Genomic DNA, 21,200 nt, shown 5'->3' with positions numbered 1-21,200 from the left:
TGGAGAGCCGCATGGTTCCCGTAATCGCCCTGGTGGGCCGACCGAACGTCGGCAAGTCCACCTTGTTCAACCGCCTGACCAGGACTCGCGACGCCATCGTCGGCGACTTGTCCGGTCTGACCCGTGATCGCCAGTACGGTGAGGCCAAGTGGCAAGGGCGTTCCTACATTCTGATCGACACCGGCGGTATCTCCGGTGACGAGCATGGTATGGACGAAAAAATGGCCGAGCAGTCGCTGCTGGCCATCGAAGAAGCGGATGTCGTTCTGTTCCTGGTAGATGCCAAGGCCGGTTTCACCGCCGCCGACCAGATGATCGCCGAACACTTGCGCAAGCGTAACAAGCGTTCCCACGTAGTGGCCAACAAGGTCGACAACATCGACCCGGAAATGGCCCGCGCCGAATTCGCCCCGCTGGGCATGGGCCACGCGATTCCGATCGCCGGCGCCCACGGTCGCGGCATCACGCAATTGCTGGAAGCCGCCCTGAGCGACTTCCCGCGCGATGATGACGAGCCGGCCGAAGGTGAAGAGGAAGAAGTGGTCGCCGAAGGCGAGGAAGCCAAGCGCATTCCTGGCCCGAGCGAAAAAGACGGGATCAAGATCGCCATCATCGGCCGTCCGAACGTCGGCAAGTCTACCCTGGTCAACCGCATGCTCGGTGAAGACCGGGTGATCGTCTATGACCAGCCCGGCACTACTCGCGACAGCATTTACATCCCGTTCGAGCGTAACGACGAGAAGTACACGCTGATCGACACCGCCGGTGTGCGCAAGCGCGGCAAGATCCACGAAGAAGTCGAAAAATTCTCCGTGGTCAAAACCCTGCAGGCGATCAAAGACGCCAACGTGGTGATCTTCGTGATGGACGCCCGCGAAGGCGTGGTCGATCACGACCTCAACCTGCTGGGCTTCGCCCTCGAGGCGGGTCGTGCACTGGTGATCGCGATCAACAAGTGGGACGGCATGACGCCGAGCGAGCGCGACTTCGTGAAGGTCGAGTTGCAGCGTCGGTTGTTCTTCGTTGACTTCGCCGATATCCACTTCATCTCGGCTCTGCACGGTACTGGCGTGGGCAACCTTTACGCCTCGGTGCAGAACTCGTTCAAGTCGGCGGTCACCCGCTGGCCGACCAGCCGCCTGACGCAGATTCTCGAAGACGCGGTCAGCGAGCACCAGCCGCCGATGGTCAACAGCCGCCGGATCAAGCTGCGTTACGCTCACCTGGGTGGTGCGAACCCGCCGATCATCGTGATCCACGGCAACCAGATCGAGAAAGTGCCGAAGTCGTACGTGCGCTATCTGGAAAACACTTACCGTCGTGTGCTCAAACTGGTCGGTACGCCGATCCGTATCGAGTTCAAGGGCGGCGAGAACCCGTACGAAGGCAACAAGAACACGCTGACCGACCGCCAGGTCAACAAGAAGCGTCGTTTGATGTCGCACAACAAGAAGGCCAGCAAGAAGCGCCGCGACAAGAAATAAGGTCGTTGCGAACAGAGAGAAGGGGCGCCGTTTGGCGCCCTTTTTTTATGGGCGCCGGATGGGCTATCCTCGGGCTCTCCCGCGCCGTCGTCAGAGCCGGGGCAGAGCAGGGAACCCCGATGATCACCAGTAAGCTGCCGAATGTCGGCATCACTATTTTCACGCAGATGTCTCAGCTCGCGGCGCAGACCGGAGCGATCAACCTTTCCCAGGGTTTTCCCGATTTCGACGGCCCGCAGGCACTGCGCGACGCGGTCGGTCGACACATAGCCAGCGGCCATAACCAGTATTCGCCCATGACCGGCCTGCCGGCGCTGCGCCAGCAGATCGCGGCAAAAATCGCCCGCAGTTATGGCGCCAACGTCGATGCCGACACTGAAGTGACCGTGACCCCGGGCGCGACCCAGGCGATCTTCTGCGCCATCCAGGCGGTTATCCACAACGGCGACGAAGTCATCGTGTTCGACCCGGCCTACGACAGCTACGAGCCAGCAGTGGAGCTGGCCGGCGGGCGCTGCGTGCATGTGCAGTTGGGCCTGAAAGATTTCTCCTTCGACTTCGACAAACTCAGCGCAGCCCTGAGCCCGCGCACGCGGATGATCATCCTCAACACCCCGCACAACCCGAGTGGTGCATTGATCAGTCGCGCCGAGCTGGATCAACTGGCGGCGTTGATCCGTGATCGCGACATCTACGTGATCAGCGACGAAGTCTACGAACACCTGGTGTTCGACGGCGTCCCGCATGTCAGCGTGCTGGCCCATGAAGAGTTGTATCAGCGCGCCTTCGTGGTCAGCTCGTTCGGCAAGACCTATCACGTCACCGGCTGGAAAACCGGCTACGTCGTGGCGCCGCCGGCCCTGACGGCAGAGCTGCGCAAGGTGCATCAATACGTCAGTTTCTGTGGTGTGACGCCGTTGCAGTTCGCTTTGGCCGATTACATGGCCGAGCATCCGGAACACGTCGAAGAACTGCCGGGCTTCTATCAGGCCAAGCGCGATCTGTTCTGTGATCTGCTGGCGCCGTCGCGATTCAGCTTCACCCGTGTCACCGGCACCTATTTCCAGCTGGTCGATTACTCGCAAATTCGCCCTGACTTGAACGATGTCGAGATGGCGATGTGGATGACCCGTGAGCATGGCGTGGCGAGTATTCCGGTGTCGGTGTTCTACCAGAATCCACCCGAAGGCCAGCGCCTGGTGCGCCTGTGCTTTGCCAAACGTGAGGAGACGCTGCGGGAAGCGGCGGCCAAACTATGCGTGATCTGAGTGCGTTGCCCGATCTCAATCTTGCGCTGATCCAGACCAGCCTGGCCTGGCATGATCGTCAGGCCAATCTCGAGCATTTCGACGCTTTGCTGGAGCAGGCGCGCGGTGCGGATCTGATCATCCTGCCGGAAATGTTCACCACCGGATTCTCCATGGAGTCCGAAACCCTGGCCGAAGCCGAAAACGGCCCGACCAGCAAATGGCTGCGAGCCCAGGCGGCGAAGCTGAATGCTGTCGTCACGGGCAGCGTGATCATCCAGGCCGCCGACGGCAGTCATCGCAACCGGCTACTGTGGGCGCGCCCGGACGGCGAAGTGCTGCATTACGACAAGCGCCACCTGTTCCGCATGGCCGGCGAGCACAACCACTACACCCCCGGCGAGCGCCAGGTGCAGTTCGAGCTCAAGGGCTGGCGTGTTCGCCCGCTGATCTGCTACGACTTGCGCTTCCCGGTGTGGAGCCGCGACGCTCAGGACACCGATCTGCTGCTGTACACGGCCAACTGGCCGGGCGCGCGGCGTCAGCACTGGAACCGCTTGCTGCCGGCCCGGGCGATCGAAAACCTGTGCTATGTGGCGGCGGTCAACCGCGTTGGCACTGATGGCAAGGGTTTCGCGTATACCGGCGACAGTCAGGTGCTGGATTTCCAGGGCGAGAGTTTGCTGGCGGCGGGGGAGGCTGACGGGGTGTTCAAGGTGGTTCTGGAAGCGGCTTCGCTGGCCGCTTACCGCGAGCGGTTCCCGGCGAATCTTGACGCGGACACCTTCGAGTTCACTTAATAGCCCAAGTCACCTAGATCGTTCCCACGTTCCGCGTGGGAATGCAGTTCGTGACGCTCTGCGTCACTGGGACGCTCTGCGTCCCTTGAGGCATTCCCACGCAGAGCGTGGGAACGATCAGATAAAAAATAAAAAGGCCCCGGAGTTCGCACTCCGGGGCCTTTTGCATTGCAGCGGTCAGTTACGCCGCTTTCGCTTCCGGCTGGCTCAGCGAGCGGTTCAGCGCGCTGAACAGGGCCTTGAAGCTGGCAGTGGTGATGTTTTCATCGATGCCCACGCCGTGCACCGCACGTTCGCCGTTCACACGCAGTTCGATGTAGGCCGCCGCTTTGGCGTTGGTGCCCGCGCCGATGGCGTGTTCGTTGTAGTCCATGATCTCCACCGGAATCGGCAGACCGGCCACCAGCGCTTCCAGCGCGCCGTTGCCCTTGCCGCGCCAGTGCAGGTTGGTTTCGCCCTGACCCTTGCTCGCCACTTCCACTTCAACGGCGCTGTTGCCGTTTTCTTCCTGCAGGCGATGGCTGACCAGCGCGTACGGGGTGTTGGCTTGCAGGTACTCGCTGTGCAGCAGCGCGTGGATTTGCTGCGCAGTCATCTCCAGGCCCAGGCGATCGGTTTCACGTTGCACGACCTGGCTGAATTCGATCTGCATGCGACGTGGCAGACTGATGCCGTATTCCTGCTCCAGCAAGTAGGCGATGCCGCCTTTGCCCGACTGGCTGTTGACGCGGATCACCGCCTCGTAGCTGCGGCCGATGTCGGCCGGATCGATCGGCAGGTACGGCACTTCCCACAGAGTGTCCGGTTTCTGCTGCGAGAAGCCCTTGCGGATTGCGTCCTGGTGGGAGCCGGAGAACGCGGTGTGCACCAGGTCGCCGACGTACGGGTGACGCGGGTGAACCTGGATCTGGTTGCACTCTTCGACGACTTTGCGCACGCCGTCGATGTCGGAGAAGTCCAGTTGTGGGTCGAGGCCTTGGGTGTACATGTTCAGTGCCACGGTCACGAGGTCGACGTTGCCGGTACGCTCGCCGTTGCCGAACAGGCAGCCTTCGACGCGGTCGGCGCCGGCCATCAGGCCCAACTCGGTGGCGGCCACGCCGGTGCCACGGTCGTTGTGGGTGTGCAGGCTGATGATCACGCTGTCACGACGATTGATGTTGCGGTGGAACCACTCGATCTGGTCGGCGTAGACGTTCGGCGTCGCGCATTCAACGGTGGCCGGGAGGTTGAGGATGATCTTGTGCTCAGGCGTCGGGTTCCAGACCTCGATCACCGCGTCACAGACTTCCTTGGCGAATTCCAGCTCGGTGGCGCTGAAGGTTTCCGGCGAGTACTCGAAGGTCCACTCGGTGTCCGGCTGCATGGCTGCGTATTTGACGAACAGCTTGGCGGCGTTCACGGCGATAGCCTTGATACCGTCCTTGTCCTGATTGAAGACAATGCGGCGGAAAGAAGGGGAGGTGGCGTTGTACAGGTGAACGATGGCCTTCTTCGCCCCGCGCAGGGATTCAAAGGTGCGCTCGATCAGGTCTTCACGGCCCTGGGTCAGCACCTGAATGGTGGTGTCGTCCGGGATGTGGCCGTCTTCGATCAGGGTACGTACGAAGTCGAAATCGGTTTGCGAAGCGGCCGGGAACGACGCCTCGATTTCCTTCACGCCGACCTGCACCAGAGTTTTCCAGAAGCGCAGCTTTTTCACCGCGTCCATTGGCTCGATCAACGACTGGTTGCCGTCACGCAGGTCGGAGCTGCACCAGATCGGCGCGGCATCGATGGTTTTCGACGGCCAGGTGCGGTCCGGCAGGTTGATCACAGGAAACGCGCGGTATTTCGAAGACGGGTCTTTGAGCATGCTCATCGGGAAATTCCTTATTGTCTGGGCCGAAAAGAGGCGGCCTGCCGGTGGAACGAACGTTCTTGGAAAAGCGTGGGACGAGGCGCAGCGATTCAGCCCGGCAGTCGTGCGCTGACGAGGCACAGGCTGCGGTGCTGGCGAAGCTGAATGAGGGTGTGAGAGGTTTTCATGCCTTCAACCCTAACCGCGGGGGGAGAGGATGGCAAGCAGTCGAAAAAAATTGAGAGGAATACCCGGAAAGCGGTTTTTTCCGAGATTTTATTCTCTGAATCAAAGTGAATGTTTGCAGAGATTGCGCAGTCCGTTCGTCGTGCGCAATCCCTGTGGGAGCGAGCCTGCTCGCGATGAGGCCAGTCGCCTCACCCGCAAATCAAGGCTGGAAAGCCCCAATGAAAATCGCCGGATCGACCCGCGCATCGTTCAGGCTGACGTTCCAGTGCATGTGCGGCCCGGTCGCCCGACCTGTAGCGCCCACCTTGCCCACCACCGCACCGCGGGCCAGTTGCTGGCCGTTCTGCACATCGATCTTCGACATGTGGCAGAACATGCTGATGAAGCCCTGGCCGTGGTCGACGAACACCGTGTTGCCATTGAAGAAGTAGTTGCCGATCAGGATTACCTTGCCCGCCGCCGGGGTCTTGATCGGCGTGCCGGCCGGCACTGCGAAGTCGAGGCCAGCGTGCGGATTGCGCTCTTCACCGTTGAAGAAACGGCGCACGCCGAACTTGCTCGACAGCGGTCCGTTGACCGGTTTGTCCAGCAGCAGATTGCTCGGCGTATTCGGACTGAAACTGCGGTAGGCCTTGATCTGTTCGGCCAGTTCACCCTCGATGCGCTTGAGGTTGGCCGGGTTCGGATTGACCTGCTGGGTGTTCTTCAGGGTGATGTGCTGTTCCGGGTATTTCTTGTTGCCGACATTGAAGTTGAGGTTACGGCCGCCACTGCTGATCTGCTGAACGCCGGGTTTGACGGTCAACGGAACACCGACAATCGCCAGCCAGTTGTTCTGTTCCTTGACCACCAGCACCGGTTTGCCCTGATACGTGGCTTTCGGCGCTTGCGCAGCGGTCCCCAGATCGACGACAGCCACGCCGCCCGGCACCGGTTTGTTCAGCAGGCGGGTGATGTAACTGTCGGCGTGGGCGTTGAAGGTCAGGCACAGCAACAGCAGCGGAGCGAGAAAACGCGGCATGGATCAGTCCAGTAAAGAAAGGGTGACAGGCGTGAGGTGATTGTCCTCGACGCGCACTTGCAGTTCGCCTTCGCCCAGTCTGGCCTTGAGGCGCTGGCCGGTGTGAGTCTGCGCGGCGTTGCGAATCGCGTTGCCGCGCTCATCCAGCAGAATGCTGTAGCCACGGCCGAGAGTCGCCAGCGGGCTGACCACGTGCAGGGTCTGCATCTGGCTTTGCAACTGTAAACGGCGTCGTTTCAGGCCTTCGTTCATGGCGCGTGGCAAGCGTTCAGCGAGGCTGTCGAGGCGCTGGCGCAACAAGGCGAGTTGGCGTCCCGGATGTTGCCCGGCGAGGCGGGTTTCCAGACGAATCAGGCGTTCGCGGCGGGTATTGAGCTGGCGCTCGAAGGCGCGGCGCATGCGCATGTCCAGGTCATCCAGGCGTTGTGCCTGCTGGCGCAGACGCTCGCCGGGATGGCGCAACCGGCGGGTCATGCCTTCAAGGCGCAATCGATCGCGCATCAGGCGATCACGCATGCGCATCACCAACCGGCGATGCAGGCTTTCGACCTGCCGGATCAGGTGGCTGGAATCCGGGGCAAGCAGTTCAGCGGCAGCGGACGGCGTCGGAGCGCGCACGTCAGCCACGAAGTCACTGATCGACACATCGGTTTCATGGCCGACCGCGCTGACGATCGGCGTGACGCAGGCATCCACCGCCCGGGCCACCGCCTCTTCGTTGAAGCACCAGAGGTCTTCCAGCGAGCCGCCGCCGCGAGCCAGGATCAGCGCGTCGAAACCACGGGCATCCGCCAGTTTCAGGGCGCGGACGATCTGCGCGGTGGCTTCGCGGCCCTGAACGGCGGTGGGAATCAGCGTCAGCTGAACCTGCGGCGCGCGGCGGCGGAACACGCTGATGATGTCGCGGATCACCGCGCCGGTCGGCGAACTGATGATGCCGATGCGCTGCGGATGTGCCGGCAGCGGCACCTTGCGCTCGGCACTGAACAAGCCTTCGGCGCTGAGCTTTTCCTTCAAGGCATCGAAGGCCAGACGCAGGGCGCCATCACCGGCCGGCTCCACGGTGTCGAGGATCAACTGATAGTCGCCACGCCCTTCGAACAGCGAGACCTTGCCGCGCACCTTGACCGCCAGACCGTCCTTCAGCGCCTGACGCACCCGCGCGGCGTTCTGGCGGAACAGCGCGCAACGCACCTGCGCGCCGCTGTCCTTGAGCGTGAAATACACGTGGCCGGACGCCGGGCGGGCGAGGTTGGAGATTTCGCCTTCGACCCAGATGTTGCTGAACACGTCTTCGAGCAACACCCGCGCGCGGCCGTTGAGCTGGCTGACGGTCAGTACTTCGCGGTCGAGGCCGAGTCTTGCAAAGGGATCTTTAATCATGGGGCGCAGTTTAAAGGCATTCGCCGGTGAATGTCTGGAGGAAGTGTTGCACCAGAGGTGTGGGATTTTGCCGAGAAGCAAGGGCGACGGTGCTCTGGCAATCGCCGGTCAGCGGCAGAAATCTCACACCGGCCGGCGCAATGTCCTGCATCGATTCCGGCAGCAGAGCGATGCCGAATCCGGCCTGGATCAACTGCAATTGTGTGGTCTTGCGCGACATCACTCGCGCAGCCTGGGGGAAGAAACCGTGCCGCATGCACAGGTCCGCGCACAAGTAACTCAGCCCGCCGCGCTGCGGATGCGGGATGGAGATGAAGGCTTCGTCTTTCAGTTGTGCCAGATCGACTGCCTCCATCAAAGCCAGTCGATGACCCGCCGGCACGGCAAGCAGCAAGCGTTCGGTATAAAGCGGCACAACCTGAACACCCTCGCGCTGGCGCAGCACCGGCAGGCGCAGAAGACCGATATCGAGCCGGCCCTCGGCCAGTTCTTCAAGTTGTGCTTCCGAGGAGAGCGTGCCGATGTCCAGCGAAACGCCGGGTTGTTGATCCAGATATGCGCTCATGTCGCGCAACAGTTGGCCGCTGATCGGCACGGTACTCGAGTGACACACGCGCAAAGTACCGCGCTGCCCTTGGCCAATTTCCGTGGCCAAGGTGCTGGCCTTGTTCAGTTCATTGAGCAGGTTTCTCGCCCGGGGCAGGAACGCTTCGCCAGCGGCGGTGAGCCGGGGCTGGCGTGCGGTGCGTTCGAACAGCGGCGTTTGCAGGCGGGTTTCCATGTCCTTGATCTGCCGGCTCAGCGCCGATTGAGCGATGAACAGCCGTTCGGCTGCGGCACTGAAGCTGCCGCTCTCGGCGATTTCCACGAAGTAGCGCAATTGACGGGTTGAAAGCACGAGGCATGCCTTTTCGAGATGACTTGGCGGTTTCGAAGATATTAGTCGCAACCCTCGGCGCTGGCTAAAGTCATCGCAGGCTTATAAAGGAAGCGAGCGAATGAGTGTGGCGGGGTTGTTGAGCGAATGGTCGTGGGGCGCGCAGGGCTGGTTGGTGATCGGGCTGGCCATCGCGCTGGCGTACATCGTGTTCGGGATTGCCGGTTTCGGTACGGCGCTGGTGGCGGGGCCGATTCTGATTCTGTTCATGCCACTGTCGAAGATCGTGCCGTTGCTGGTGCTGCTGGATTTCGTCGCGGCGTTCGGCAACCTGCTGCCGTCGCGGCGCGACGTGGCGAAACCGGAGTTGCTGCGGCTGTTGCCGTGCATGGCGGTGGGTTGCACGCTGGGGGTGATTTTCCTGCTTAATCTCAAGTCCGATCTTTTGCTGCTGTTGATGGGGTTGTTCATCAGTGCCTATGCGATCTACAGCTTGTGGATCAAGACGCGGCCGGCGCAGTTGTCCGCTGGGTGGGCGTTGCCGATGGGCACGGTTGGCGGTTTGTTCGGCGCGTTGTTCGGCAGTGGCGGCTTTCTTTATGCGATCTACCTCAACAGTCGACTGCCAAAAGACGCGGCGCGGGCCACGCAAAGTGCGCTGATCAGCTGCAGCACGGTGGTGCGTTTGAGCCTGTTCGCCATCGCCGGGGTGTATGCCGAGCTACCCTTGTTGATGCTTGCACTGTGCCTGTTGCCGGCGATGGCGCTGGGCTTGTGGGTCGGACGGCGCTTGACCATGCGCCTGTCCCGCGAGGCCTTCGTGCGGCTGGTGACCTGGCTGGTGCTGGCGAGCGGGATTGCGCTGATCGGCCGCTATTTAAGCACTTGACCGGATTTTGTCAGGGATTAAGCTGCCGGCCTTTAGGGCCTCTTCGCGAGCAAGCTCGCTCCCACAGGGTTATGCATCCAGGGTGGGAGCGAGCTTGCTCGCGAAAGCGTCAGAAGCCACACCGCAGGACTTTCCATGAATTCCCAAAGCATCATCGTCCCGAAAATCTCCAACCTGCCGGTGCACGAGCCCCGGGCCCGGGCGATCCTGCGCTGGCTGGTGCGCAAGAACATCGTCAAGGAGGAGCTGAGCACCTGCGGACGTACCGGCAATCGCATGGCCTACGCCATCGCCGATGGTGCCCGCGCGGTGGTGCTGCATCCCGAGGCGCTGCCGTTCGGTGAGCCGATCAATGGGCTGGAAGTCATCACCAAACGCTGCATCTACACCCCGGCCAAAGGTTTTCTCGAAGAAGCCGGGTGCGCCGAATGCCGCCAGGAAATCGGCGAAGCGCTGTTCGAAAGCCTGGAAGACTGGATGCCGGGCCGCACCGACAACTTCACTTGCCCGGAATGTGGACATGAAGACGACATCAACGGGTTCCTGTATTTGCAGGAATGCGGGTTTTCCAACCTCGGTTTCATCTTCAACAACTGGCTGGAGGCGGGGTTCAAGCAGAGTTTCATCGACGAATTCGCCGACTGGCTGGATCAGCCGGTGAGCTGGGTCAAGGTCGAGTTGTAAGGGGCGTTTCTCCCGTACATCAGCAACATTGATATAAGACAAGTTTTACATTGAGCCCGGTAGGGTGTCTGAGTATAATGGCGCGCTTCCATTTTCCCGCTCGGGAGCCCCCGCGATGCTGCGTATCAGCCAAGAAGCTCTGACCTTCGACGACATTCTCCTAGTGCCCGGTTATTCCGAGGTGCTTCCTAACGAAGTCAGTCTGAAGACCCGCCTTACCCGTGGCATCGAGCTGAACATTCCTCTGGTTTCTGCCGCCATGGACACCGTCACCGAAGCCCGTCTGGCAATCGCCATGGCTCAGGAAGGTGGCATCGGCATTATCCACAAGAACATGACCATCGAGCAGCAAGCTGCCGAAGTTCGCAAGGTCAAGAAGTTCGAAGCCGGTGTGGTCAAGGACCCAATCACCATCGAGGCTGACGCCACGGTTCGTGATCTGTTCGAACTGACCCGCATGCACAACATTTCCGGCGTTCCGGTCTTGCACGATGGCGACCTGGTCGGCATCGTCACTTCCCGTGACGTGCGTTTCGAAACCCGTCTGGACGCCACCGTTCGTGAAGTGATGACGCCGAAAGAGCGTCTGGTCACTGTTCGCGAAGGCGCCGACAAGAACGAAGTCCGCGAGCTGCTGCACAAGCACCGCCTGGAAAAAGTCCTGATCGTTGACGACAAGTTTGCCCTCAAAGGCATGATGACCGTCAAAGACATCGAGAAAGCCAAGGCCTACCCGCTGGCCAGCAAGGACGATCAAGGTCGTCTGCGCGTCGGCGCTGCGGTCGGTACCGGTAAAGACACCGGTGACCGTGTTGCAGCCCTGGTCAATGCCGGCGTGGACGTGGTGGTGGTCGACACCGCTCATGGTCACTCCAAAGGCGTGATCGACCGCGTTCGCTGGGTCAAAGAGAATTTCCCTGAAGTGCAGGTGATCGGCGGCAACATCGCCACCGGCGCAGCCGCCAAGGCTCTGGCCGAAGCTGGCGCCGACGCGGTCAAGGTCGGTATCGGCCCTGGCTCGATCTGCACCACCCGTATCGTCGCCGGTGTCGGCGTTCCGCAAATCAGTGCCATCGCCAACGTTGCCGCTGCCCTCGAAGGCACCGGCGTTCCGTTGATCGCCGACGGCGGCATCCGTTTCTCCGGTGACCTGTCCAAGGCCATCGTTGCCGGTGCTTCCTGCGTGATGATGGGCTCGATGTTCGCCGGTACCGAAGAAGCGCCGGGCGAGATCGAACTGTTCCAGGGCCGTTCCTACAAGGCTTATCGCGGCATGGGTTCGCTGGGCGCCATGTCCCAGGCTCAAGGTTCCTCCGACCGTTACTTCCAGGACTCCTCGGCAGGCGCCGAGAAACTCGTTCCGGAAGGCATCGAAGGCCGTGTTCCTTACAAGGGCACCCTGAGCGCGATCATTCACCAGTTGATGGGCGGTCTGCGTTCCTCGATGGGTTACACCGGCAGCGCCAACATCGAAGAAATGCGCACCAAGCCTGAGTTCGTGCGGATCACCGGTGCCGGCATGGCCGAATCCCACGTTCACGACGTGCAGATCACCAAGGAAGCGCCAAACTACCGCGTAGGTTGAGGCTTCAAGCAAAACGTTAAATGACCGGGGCTGTTTTATTCAGCCCCGAGTCGTTTCTGAATCAAAGACTGTTTCTGAATTACTTAGACGAGACTGAATCATGGCCCTCGACATTCACGCTCACCGCATCCTGATCCTCGACTTCGGTTCGCAATACACCCAACTGATCGCCCGCCGCGTGCGCGAGATCGGTGTGTACTGCGAACTGCACCCGTTCGACATGGACGAAGATGCGATCCGCGAATTTGCGCCAAAAGGCGTGATCCTCGCCGGCGGTCCCGAGTCCGTGCACGAAGCCAACAGCCCGCGCTGCCCGCAAGCGGTGTTCGACCTGGGCGTACCGGTCTTCGGTATCTGCTACGGCATGCAGACCATGGCCGAGCAACTGGGCGGCAAGGTTGAAGGCTCCGAACTGCGTGAGTTCGGTTATGCCCGCGTTGACGTGGTCGGCAAGAGCCGTCTGCTCGACGGCATCGAAGACCACATCGACGCCGACGGCCTGTTCGGCCTCGACGTGTGGATGAGCCACGGTGACAAGGTCACCAAAATGCCGGAAGACTTCCACATCCTGGCCAGCACCCCGAGCTGCCCGATCGCCGGCATGTTCAACGACGAGCGCGCTTACTACGGCGTGCAGTTCCACCCGGAAGTGACCCACACCAAGCAGGGCGGTCGCATCCTGTCGCGTTTCGTTCTCGACATCTGCGGCTGTGAAGCCCTGTGGACTCCGTCGAAGATCGCCGAAGACGCCATCGCCAACATCCGCGCACAGGTCGGTACCGACAACGTGCTGCTGGGTCTGTCCGGCGGTGTGGATTCCTCGGTGGTTGCGGCACTGCTGCACAAGGCCATCGGCGATCAACTGACCTGCGTCTTCGTTGACAATGGCCTGCTGCGTCTGCACGAAGGCGAGCAGGTTATGGCCATGTTCGCCGAGAACATGGGCGTCAAGGTAATCCGCGCCAACGCGGAAGACCAGTTCCTGAACAACCTGGCCGGCGAAGCCGATCCAGAGAAGAAGCGCAAGATCATCGGCCGTACCTTCATCGACGTGTTCGATGCCGAATCCTGCAAGCTGGACAACATCAAGTACCTGGCTCAGGGCACCATCTATCCGGACGTGATCGAGTCGGCTGGCGCGAAAAGCGGCAAGGCCCACGTGATCAAGTCGCACCACAACGTGGGCGGCCTGCCGGAAGAGATGAACCTGAAACTGGTCGAGCCACTGCGCGAACTGTTCAAGGACGAAGTTCGTCGTCTGGGCCTGGAACTGGGCCTGCCGTACGACATGGTCTACCGTCACCCGTTCCCGGGCCCGGGCCTGGGCGTGCGGATCCTCGGCGAAGTGAAGAAGGAATACGCCGACCTGCTGCGTCGCGCCGACCACATCTTCATCGAAGAACTGCGCAAGGCCGACTGGTACCACAAGGTCAGCCAGGCGTTCGTAGTGTTCCAGCCAGTGAAATCGGTTGGCGTGGTCGGCGATGGCCGTCGTTACGCCTGGGTCGTGGCCCTGCGTGCCGTGGAAACCATCGACTTCATGACCGCACGTTGGGCACACCTGCCTTACGAACTGCTGGAAACTGTCAGCGGCCGCATCATCAATGAAATCGAAGGTATCTCGCGCGTTACTTACGACGTGTCGAGCAAGCCGCCGGCGACCATTGAGTGGGAGTGATCCCGCGTCGCGCCCTCTAGAATTCGCGGTTGGATTCGCAGAGGCGCAAAAGGGGTTATAAAAAATGCCAGTCAGTTAATCTGACTGGCATTTTTGTTTTTGGCGGAAAGTGCGGAGGAGGGCGCAGGTATTAGAGGAACTGTGACCGAATCAAATCCGTATCGAACGGCGTTATCCCCTGATCAGGTGCAAACACCGCTTGTGCCTGCTGCGGCGAAGCCACTCGTTCGCCTCGTGCTCGTACATGCAAATCGAACAATGTCTCCAGATCAGGCCGTGGTGTATGTACCAAAGCCCGCAGCATCAACGATACCCCGCTGAGATTGTTCCCGACATTGTTCCACCGAGGAGATGAGGTCAGTCCCAGGTCGGCCCAGATCACGCGCCGCTCCTGCAAGTCCATCACAAATGGCAGACAGATCTGTGTGTCGGAGGCGATATCGATACGATCGAACACGGTTCGCGGCTCGAATACTTCACCCGATGCAGTATCGGCGCGTGCCATCCAGCCAGCGAAGCATTCTGGAAGATCGCAGTACGGCTGCTGGGTGAATGAGTTGATAGACGTGACGACGTAGCGAATGCCCTTCTCGACGAGGACTTCAAGGTCGAGGTCGATGAACTCCGAAGCCCCTTCGGGTGCGTCGACGATGTCGCCGCTGTGGCAGCCGCCGTAATCTCTCAGGTTGTAGTACGCAACCGTTTCTCTGAACACGAAGTTGGCATCGAAAAATGCGGCGGACAAGTCGATGTCCGTGCGTGAACGACCGTTCTTCCACCAAAGAAAAAGGCGAATGAAACGTGTGTCAGGCATCGGCAATCGGCTGCCCCGCACCAGTGTACGCAGCGATTTCGAAGAAGCGCGTTGTGCCAGCGGTACCCTGTACTCGCGTAATTCTGGATCAATGTAACAGCGACCCAATGGCGCTAGTGCCGCAAAACGCGATACCAGAGCGTCCTCGCAGATTCGGGCTGCACGGGCCAACACCTCGGGTGCGAGAGGCTCTCGGTCATCCTTGATGCCATAGACTTTGGCGAATGAACCTTTCGGTGTGAACGCCCTAAGAGGCAGGGGGCGCGGCGCACGTGACTGGGCCAGCAACTGCAGCAGGACAGGCGAGGACACTTGTGGTGCAACAGCCTCGAACGCATCGAGAACCGGCTCTGGTTCCGTCGCGCGCCGCAATGTTGCGTCCAACCGTCTTGCAAACTCACCGGGACGGCTCTGTAGTACGGGCACAAGCTTGGCAATATCGCGCTGGGCGAACAATGTTTCGACACGTGATCCAAACGAGGCAGGCGCTTCGTTGCGACGCGCCGCCGTGATGGCGGCCAGCGCTCTTGGGTATTTATCGGCGTAATCGCCCGGATGAAGTACTTCAGCCAGGCGTTTCCATTGCTCGGCTCGCCGCATCACGTCTTCTGTAGCGTTGGGTATTCGATCGAGCAGACTCAACAGCAGACGGCGCATCGAGCGCTTCATCGCTTTGAAACGTGTTGTAGCGGTTGCCAGTGACACGTCTCCTCCATTCAACGCGATCGCCAGTCGTAGCACGTCAGTCGCCGTTTCGACGTTTTGCTCCAGAAATGCATCCACCCGTGCATCGCCAGCTACATGCAGGATCAGTGCGCCGCCAACCTGTGCCCGGATCTCCCGGAACGGGACGACCTCAGGCAGCAGACGGAACACTTCACTTTTGTACTCGCGGATAAACCAGACGACGTCGGCCGCTTCCTCTTCGGAGAGCGAGGTGCGTGATGAAACCAGCGGCTCGAGCAGTGACTCGAACTCAGGGATGCTTCCCGGTTCGATAACCCAGGGAATGAAGTTGCCTTCAAGCATTGGAGGTCGAGAGTCTTCAGTCGCGGGTAAACGTCGAAGCGTGTGGTAATGCATGACGGCGTTGAGGTACAGCTCGGCCTCCGAGGCCGTCAGAACCTGCTCAGGAAAGTCAGGGTAAAACGGCCGGTGGTGCACATGAGCGCCACTCCTGCGCCGAAGCACTCTGACAATGTCACGCAACCAGGACTTGAGTTCTGTCGCCGACAACAGGCCGATTTGTTCAATCAGAGGCTCTGACAGTACGCAGCGGAACGCCGCGATTTCCCGGACAGCCGACGCGACCTGAGCGCGCGTGGCACCACCAGTGCCCATCGGGACGTGAACTTTGCTGCGGCGGCGCAGGAACAGCTCCTGATTCATGCTTGATTTTCTCCCTGGGTCGCCGTCGTGAGCGAGCTGCAGCATCGTGTCTACAGCCGATATGAAAACGCCTGCTGGGAGCAGGCGCGGTGTGGGGAGCGGAACCCCTAGTTCATAGGGTTTAGAAGGAAGGTGTTCCATAGCCACGCCGGCATTCTACGGAAAGTTCTCCCCGGTTGTCAGGTTGCTTGGCATTCCAACGGTAACAAGCTGCGTCACCGAAAAAACAAGGTGTTTATGAGTGATAGGTCGCTCGTCCTTTCAGGGGCCGCAAAGTCTTTCAGGTATTCGCAGTGTTCCATCTGGCGACTACCAAGTGGAAATATGCTGAATTACAAGGGCGCCGAAAGGCGCTCTTGTAATTCAGCAGGACACGCTTATTTCTGTTTGGTGCGTGCGCTGGCGGGAAGCTGGTATACGGATGAAGGGTGGTGGCAAAATAGTGTCAATTGCTCCGGATCGGTGGATTCGGGTTTCAACGACAAGGATGTGGGCAGGCTGTGAGCGCTGCTGCGTAAGGGATATATGGTTTCCATCTACGTGAACGGAATAGACAAGACCCGTCAGATCAGCGACTGGACGATAAAAGGTGATGGGCGCGGTGGCGTCTCGCTGACTTGTCACTATCCATCTGGCAAGAGTTGGCCCAGTCCGCTTGCCGAGTGCGAGGTTGTTCCGACTCGAGAAGTGAAACACCTGCTACTGAGGAAAAAATCCAGCTCAGTGATAAGTGCTGTCGAGAGTGCAGTGATTTACGGCGAGAAATATGCCGTCGTTCAGTATTCCGCAGGTGGCAAAAAGTACGCTTACAAGCTCGCCGATATCGAATTCACCACACCGACGAAGATGAAAGACGATTCGGTTTTCCAGTATTTCCGCTCTGTAGCTGATGCGAGAGTCATTCAGGCCGAATCGGAAAAGGATAAGGTGATCGCCGAGAATGTGCAGCGCCAGTTCGATTCAATTTCTGCATGCGCGAGCACCGCATTGCACGCTTATTGCACCGGTCGTAATGGAAGTCAGGAGCCTGTAGCAGACCTTGTTTTTCCATTTGGTCTCAATGAGAGTCAGCTTGAAGCAGTGGAGCAGGCTTTCACTTCTCAGATCAGTTTGATCGAAGGGCCCCCCGGCACCGGCAAGACACAAACCATTCTGAACATTGTCGCCAACATTCTGTTGCGTGGAAAAACCGTGGCGGTGGTATCGAACAACAATGCGGCAGTGTCCAACGTATGTGAAAAGCTAGGTAAGTCAGGCCTCGGTTATCTGGTTGCCGAGTTGGGCAGCAATGAAAACCGTGAAGCGTTTTTTGCCAATCCTCGTCCCCGACCCACAATTGCTCCTGAAGCGGCGCCTGAGATGGCGAACATTCAGAGTGTCTTTCAGAAACTCAAAGGCTACCTGGCTGACCGCAACACGATGGCCAGGCTGCAGACTGAAGTCAGTGAGCTGGAGATCGAGCGCAGTTATTTGCGGCAGTGGCAGCAAGAAAGTGGCGTGCTGGATCCCATTCCCCTGGGCAAATATAACCTGACCCCGCAAAAGTCCACCGATCTGATGGCATTCCTGACGCACCTCGCTGGCAACCGCGTGCGAATCAAGGACAGGATAGAAATGCTGTTCAACTTCAAGATCCTGCGCATGAAACCATTCGATGACTGGGCCAAGCGCAAATCGGTCTTCTACGGTCTGCAGCTTCACTACTACGACAAAGCGCTTCAGGAAAGAAAAGCGACGCTGGCAGGGCTTCAGGAAAAGTTGCGGCTGGGTAATTATCAGGTGTTGCTTGAAGAACTTACGAGTACCTCGATGAAGTACTTGAAGCAGCATCTCCACCGACATGTACCGCAAACTGAGCCCTTCGATGCCAAGAGTTATCGGAAAGCCAGATTCGATGAATTCATAAAGCGCTATCCGATCATTTCAAGCGGTACGCATTCCATCGTCAATTCCTTGAAAACCGGCACAGTGCTCGACTACGTCATCATTGACGAGGCTTCGCAGCAAGACATCGTTCCTGGAGTATTGGCTCTGGGCTGTGCGAAGAATCTGATCGTTGTCGGTGACAGAAAGCAGTTGGCACACATTCCGGCGACGCTGGACATGGCAGCACCAGCGGCTCACTACGATTGCGAGAAGTACAGTTTGCTGGATTCGTGTGTCAGCGTGTTCGAAGGTGCGATCCCGATGACCCTATTGAAGGAGCACTATCGCTGTCACCCGCAGATCATCAAGTTCTGCAATCAGCAGTTCTACGACGATCAACTGGTTCCGATGACTGAAGATCGCGGGGAAAAGCCGTTGTCATTGCTGGTGACCGCAAAGGGTAATCACACGCGGCACAAAACCAATCTCCGGGAACTGGATTCACTGTTGGCAGTGCTTGATGGTGAGGGCGAAAGTACTTGGGAGGACGAAGACGGCAGAGGATTCATCGCCCCGTTCAGGAACCAGGCCAGGTTGTCTGGCACTCTTTTGCCAGAGGATTTCGTCAAAGACACCGTTCACAAATTCCAGGGGCGGGAGTGCGACGAGATCGTCTTTTCCACTGTGCTGGACAAAAAGAGCACGACACCGAAACTTCTAGCGTTCGTGGACGACCCCCGGATGATCAATGTGGCGGTATCGCGGGCCAAAAAGCGCTTCACCCTGGTCACCGGCGAAGACGTTTTCACGGCCAACAATGGGCACATCGCAGCGTTGGTGCGTTATATGGAGTACTACGCTGATGAAGCGCAACTTCATCGCGCACCCGTGATATCGGCTTTCGATCTGCTCTACACGGAATACGACAAGTCGCTGGAGCGGCTCAATAGCAAGTTGCGAAGGAGCGATTCCGACTACAAGTCCGAGCAGATCATGGCGCAGATACTGCGAGAGACCCTTGATCAGGAGCTCTACCGGGGGATTGCGGCCCACGGCCAGATCGAATTGAACCAGTTGGTCTCGACGGCCAACGAGTGGCTGACCCCGAGAGAAAGGGAGTTCATGGACAACCGCGCCAGTTGTGATTTCGTGATCTATTTCAAAGTCGGTAAAAGACCACTCGGAGTGATAGAGGTCGACGGAGGAAGTCACGCGACACCGATGCAAATCGAACGGGATGCCTTGAAAGACAGCATCCTGCAAAAGGCGGGTATTTCGCTATTACGTCTACGCACCGTCGAGAGTCGCATCGAGGACCGGGTAGCCGAGTTTATGGCGCAGTGGGCAAATACAACCACTGGAGGAAATACCGCGCCCGCTTGAGGCTCAAGAGCACAGTGAGGTTCTTTTTGTCGTCAATACCGGATTGGATGCGACAACACTTCACTTAATCTTTCTCAATTGCAGGTGTATCGTATTCGCCCTTTACGGGCCTGCGGGCCCGCCGCAGATACGTGAGGTAGTTGAGTTCATGTCCTTTACCCGTCGCCAAATCCTCGGTGGCCTGGCCGGTCTTGTTGTCGTTGGCGTGGGAGCGGGGGGCGCGTCGCGTTACTGGCTGGGCAAGATGGCCGATGCCGATGCGGGACATGACTATGAGCTGATCGCCGCACCACTGGACGTCGAGCTGGTGCCGGGGCACAAGACCGAAGCCTGGGCGTTTGGCCCGTCGGCACCGGGTACCGAGTTGCGCGTGCGTCAGGGCGAATGGTTGCGGGTGCGGTTCATCAACCATCTGCCGGTGGCGACGACCATTCACTGGCACGGTATTCGCCTGCCGCTGGAGATGGATGGCGTGCCGTACGTTTCGCAATTGCCGGTACTGCCGGGCGAATACTTCGATTACAAATTCCGTGTGCCGGACGCCGGCAGCTACTGGTATCACCCGCACGTCAGCAGCAGCGAAGAACTCGGTCGCGGGCTGGTCGGGCCGTTGATTGTCGAGGAGCGCGAGCCGACCGGGTTCAAGTACGAAAAGACCCTGAGCCTGAAGAACTGGCACATCGATGACGAGGGCAACTTCGTCGAGTTCAGCATTCCGCGCGAAGCGGCCCGTGGCGGTACGGCGGGGCGGCTGTCGACCATCAACGGCGTGCCTACGCCGGTGATCGAGTTGCCGGCGGGGCAGATCACCCGCGTACGCCTGCTCAACCTCGACAACACCCTGACCTATCGCATCAACATTCCCGGCGTCGAAGCGCAGATCTATGCGCTGGACGGCAACCCGGTCGAGCCGCGCCCGTTGGGCAAGGAATACTGGTTGGGCCCGGGCATGCGCATCTGCCTGGCGATCAAGGCACCGCCCGCCGGAGATGAGCTGTCGCTGCGCAACGGCCCGGTTCGCCTCGGCACCCTGCGCTCAGTGGCCAACAATGACGCGCCGACCGACTGGCCGAAAGCACTGCCGGCCAACCCGGTGGCCGAGCCGGACCTGGCCAATGCCGAGAAACTCAACTTCAATTTCGAATGGGTCGGTTCGGTGTCGGTGAATGTCGACAACGGCAAGCCGCCGAGCCTGTGGCAGATCAACGGCAAGGCTTGGGACATTACCGACAAGACCTGCGCCGATCGGCCGATCGCCAGCCTGAAACTGGGCCAGAGCTATATTTTCGAACTGAAGAACATGACCCAGTATCAGCACCCGATCCACCTGCACGGCATGAGCTTCAAGGTGATTGCGTCGAACCGGCACAAGATCGTGCCGTACTTCACCGACACTTATCTGCTGGGCAAGAACGAGCGTGCGCAAGTGGCGCTGGTGGCGGATAACCCGGGGGTATGGATGTTCCACTGCCACGTGATCGACCACATGGAAACCGGCCTGATGGCCGCCATCGAGGTGAAGTGATGCGCCAGATTCGCCCCGCGGCGATCATCGACCGCAGCCGTGATCGCGATTTCATGCGCGAGGCGCTGGAACTCGCGGCACAAGGCGCAGCCCTCGGCGAAGTGCCGGTGGGCGCGGTGCTGGTGCAGGATGGCGAGATTATCGGTCGTGGCTTCAACTGCCCGATCAGCACCAGTGATCCCAGTGCTCATGCGGAAATGGTCGCGATCCGCGCCGCCGCTCAGGCTGTGAGCAACTATCGACTGCCGGGCAGCACGCTCTACGTGACGCTGGAACCGTGCAGCATGTGCGCCGGGCTGATCGTGCATTCGCGGATTGCGCGTGTGGTGTACGGCGCGCTGGAGCCCAAGGCCGGGATTGTGCAGAGTCAGGGGCAGTTCTTCACTCAGGGCTTTCTCAACCATCGAGTGTTGTATGAAGGTGGGGTGTTGGCGGAGGAGTGCGGGGCGGTGTTGACCGAGTTCTTCAGAGCGCGGCGCGCAAAACCGGCAGACTGAACACAAAACCAATGTGGGAGCGGGCTTGCTCGCGATTCGGTCCGACAGT

Annotated in this window: 15 protein-coding genes; 10 read left to right on the top strand and 5 right to left on the bottom strand. The window is 59.7% G+C overall.

Annotation, left to right across the window (positions count from 1 at the left end; genetic code table 11):
• Positions 1 to 11 precede the first annotated feature (11 nt).
• The 3 genes from der to ABTV87_RS23735 all read left to right on the top strand — a co-directional run bounded on the left by der (position 12) and on the right by ABTV87_RS23735 (position 3,531).
• On the top strand, positions 12 to 1,484 hold the full coding sequence (gene der / locus ABTV87_RS23745) for a ribosome biogenesis GTPase Der (RefSeq protein WP_007956675.1): 1,473 nt from the start codon (positions 12 to 14) through the stop codon (positions 1,482 to 1,484).
• Positions 1,485 to 1,603: 119 nt separating this feature from the next.
• Positions 1,604 to 2,752 carry a pyridoxal phosphate-dependent aminotransferase gene (locus ABTV87_RS23740; RefSeq protein WP_433898466.1) on the top strand — a complete coding sequence of 383 codons (1,149 nt, stop codon included), beginning with the start codon at positions 1,604 to 1,606 and terminating at the stop codon, positions 2,750 to 2,752.
• Positions 2,740 to 3,531 (top strand): amidohydrolase, encoded by a 792-nt coding sequence (locus ABTV87_RS23735; protein ID WP_007956673.1) that lies wholly within the window; start codon positions 2,740 to 2,742, stop codon positions 3,529 to 3,531. Before ABTV87_RS23740 ends, ABTV87_RS23735 begins: the two co-directional genes overlap by 13 nt.
• 181 nt (positions 3,532 to 3,712) lie before the next feature.
• Here the strand turns inward: ABTV87_RS23735 and leuA are convergent, their stop codons facing one another.
• The 4 genes from leuA to ABTV87_RS23715 all read right to left on the bottom strand — a co-directional run bounded on the left by leuA (position 3,713) and on the right by ABTV87_RS23715 (position 8,862).
• The gene (gene leuA, locus ABTV87_RS23730; protein ID WP_179693826.1) at positions 3,713 to 5,392 is read right to left on the bottom strand and encodes a 2-isopropylmalate synthase; all 1,680 of its coding nucleotides are present in this window, start codon (positions 5,390 to 5,392) and stop codon (positions 3,713 to 3,715) included.
• A gap of 367 nt (positions 5,393 to 5,759) precedes the next feature.
• Positions 5,760 to 6,581 (bottom strand): peptidoglycan DD-metalloendopeptidase family protein, encoded by an 822-nt coding sequence (locus ABTV87_RS23725; protein WP_039765736.1) that lies wholly within the window; start codon positions 6,579 to 6,581, stop codon positions 5,760 to 5,762.
• 3 nt (positions 6,582 to 6,584) lie between these two features.
• On the bottom strand, positions 6,585 to 7,964 hold the full coding sequence (xseA, locus tag ABTV87_RS23720; RefSeq protein WP_007956669.1) for an exodeoxyribonuclease VII large subunit: 1,380 nt from the start codon (positions 7,962 to 7,964) through the stop codon (positions 6,585 to 6,587).
• A 10-nt stretch (positions 7,965 to 7,974) separates the two neighbouring features.
• Complete coding sequence (locus ABTV87_RS23715; RefSeq protein ID WP_433898465.1) at positions 7,975 to 8,862, bottom strand: LysR family transcriptional regulator; 888 nt, start codon at positions 8,860 to 8,862, stop codon at positions 7,975 to 7,977.
• Between the two features lie 100 nt (positions 8,863 to 8,962).
• Here ABTV87_RS23715 and ABTV87_RS23710 point away from each other — a divergent pair, with 100 nt between their 5' ends.
• The 4 genes from ABTV87_RS23710 to guaA all read left to right on the top strand — a co-directional run bounded on the left by ABTV87_RS23710 (position 8,963) and on the right by guaA (position 13,677).
• Positions 8,963 to 9,730: a sulfite exporter TauE/SafE family protein gene (locus ABTV87_RS23710; protein WP_433898464.1), complete on the top strand. Its 768-nt coding sequence runs from the start codon at positions 8,963 to 8,965 to the stop codon at positions 9,728 to 9,730.
• Positions 9,731 to 9,865: 135 nt separating this feature from the next.
• Entirely contained in the window at positions 9,866 to 10,414 is a 549-nt protein-coding gene (locus ABTV87_RS23705; RefSeq protein WP_011335799.1) for a hypothetical protein, read from the top strand.
• A 115-nt stretch (positions 10,415 to 10,529) separates the two neighbouring features.
• Positions 10,530 to 11,999, top strand: a complete 1,470-nt coding sequence (gene guaB / locus ABTV87_RS23700; RefSeq protein ID WP_011335798.1) for an IMP dehydrogenase — start codon at positions 10,530 to 10,532, stop codon at positions 11,997 to 11,999.
• 100 nt (positions 12,000 to 12,099) lie between these two features.
• Positions 12,100 to 13,677, top strand: coding sequence for a glutamine-hydrolyzing GMP synthase (gene guaA / locus ABTV87_RS23695; protein ID WP_108590389.1), 1,578 nt, complete (start codon positions 12,100 to 12,102; stop codon positions 13,675 to 13,677).
• Between the two features lie 130 nt (positions 13,678 to 13,807).
• On the opposite strand, the gene ABTV87_RS23690 is transcribed toward guaA, so the two are convergent.
• Entirely contained in the window at positions 13,808 to 15,880 is a 2,073-nt protein-coding gene (locus tag ABTV87_RS23690) for a TerD family protein (RefSeq protein WP_433898463.1), read from the bottom strand.
• A gap of 525 nt (positions 15,881 to 16,405) precedes the next feature.
• Between ABTV87_RS23690 and ABTV87_RS23685 the strand changes: the two genes are divergently transcribed.
• From ABTV87_RS23685 to tadA, 3 genes are all read left to right on the top strand, one after another.
• The gene (locus tag ABTV87_RS23685) at positions 16,406 to 19,129 is read left to right on the top strand and encodes an AAA domain-containing protein (RefSeq protein WP_433898462.1); all 2,724 of its coding nucleotides are present in this window, start codon (positions 16,406 to 16,408) and stop codon (positions 19,127 to 19,129) included.
• 148 nt (positions 19,130 to 19,277) lie between these two features.
• Positions 19,278 to 20,654, top strand: a complete 1,377-nt coding sequence (locus ABTV87_RS23680; protein ID WP_433898461.1) for a multicopper oxidase family protein — start codon at positions 19,278 to 19,280, stop codon at positions 20,652 to 20,654.
• Complete coding sequence (gene tadA / locus ABTV87_RS23675) at positions 20,654 to 21,151, top strand: tRNA adenosine(34) deaminase TadA (protein WP_039765748.1); 498 nt, start codon at positions 20,654 to 20,656, stop codon at positions 21,149 to 21,151. Before ABTV87_RS23680 ends, tadA begins: the two co-directional genes overlap by 1 nt.
• Positions 21,152 to 21,200: the final 49 nt, after the last annotated feature.

The sequence above is a fragment of the Pseudomonas sp. PSE1(2024) genome (assembly GCF_050990555.1).
Classification (GTDB): Bacteria; Pseudomonadota; Gammaproteobacteria; order Pseudomonadales; family Pseudomonadaceae; genus Aquipseudomonas; species Aquipseudomonas aphyarum.
Note: the sequence above shows the minus strand (reverse complement) of the source record. Positions and strands in the feature narration are given on the sequence as shown.

What these genes read in the sequence shown, in the direction of transcription:
- der (WP_007956675.1), top strand. Translation starts at nt 12, where the DNA reads ATGGTTCCCGTAATCGCCCTGGTGGGCCGACCGAACGTCGGCAAGTCC.
- ABTV87_RS23740 (WP_433898466.1), top strand. Translation starts at nt 1,604, where the DNA reads ATGATCACCAGTAAGCTGCCGAATGTCGGCATCACTATTTTCACGCAG.
- ABTV87_RS23735 (WP_007956673.1), top strand. Translation starts at nt 2,740, where the DNA reads ATGCGTGATCTGAGTGCGTTGCCCGATCTCAATCTTGCGCTGATCCAG.
- leuA (WP_179693826.1), bottom strand. Translation starts at nt 5,392, where the DNA reads ATGAGCATGCTCAAAGACCCGTCTTCGAAATACCGCGCGTTTCCTGTG.
- ABTV87_RS23725 (WP_039765736.1), bottom strand. Translation starts at nt 6,581, where the DNA reads ATGCCGCGTTTTCTCGCTCCGCTGCTGTTGCTGTGCCTGACCTTCAAC.
- xseA (WP_007956669.1), bottom strand. Translation starts at nt 7,964, where the DNA reads ATGATTAAAGATCCCTTTGCAAGACTCGGCCTCGACCGCGAAGTACTG.
- ABTV87_RS23710 (WP_433898464.1), top strand. Translation starts at nt 8,963, where the DNA reads ATGAGTGTGGCGGGGTTGTTGAGCGAATGGTCGTGGGGCGCGCAGGGC.
- ABTV87_RS23705 (WP_011335799.1), top strand. Translation starts at nt 9,866, where the DNA reads ATGAATTCCCAAAGCATCATCGTCCCGAAAATCTCCAACCTGCCGGTG.
- guaB (WP_011335798.1), top strand. Translation starts at nt 10,530, where the DNA reads ATGCTGCGTATCAGCCAAGAAGCTCTGACCTTCGACGACATTCTCCTA.
- guaA (WP_108590389.1), top strand. Translation starts at nt 12,100, where the DNA reads ATGGCCCTCGACATTCACGCTCACCGCATCCTGATCCTCGACTTCGGT.
- ABTV87_RS23690 (WP_433898463.1), bottom strand. Translation starts at nt 15,880, where the DNA reads ATGAATCAGGAGCTGTTCCTGCGCCGCCGCAGCAAAGTTCACGTCCCG.
- ABTV87_RS23685 (WP_433898462.1), top strand. Translation starts at nt 16,406, where the DNA reads ATGGTTTCCATCTACGTGAACGGAATAGACAAGACCCGTCAGATCAGC.
- ABTV87_RS23680 (WP_433898461.1), top strand. Translation starts at nt 19,278, where the DNA reads ATGTCCTTTACCCGTCGCCAAATCCTCGGTGGCCTGGCCGGTCTTGTT.
- tadA (WP_039765748.1), top strand. Translation starts at nt 20,654, where the DNA reads ATGCGCCAGATTCGCCCCGCGGCGATCATCGACCGCAGCCGTGATCGC.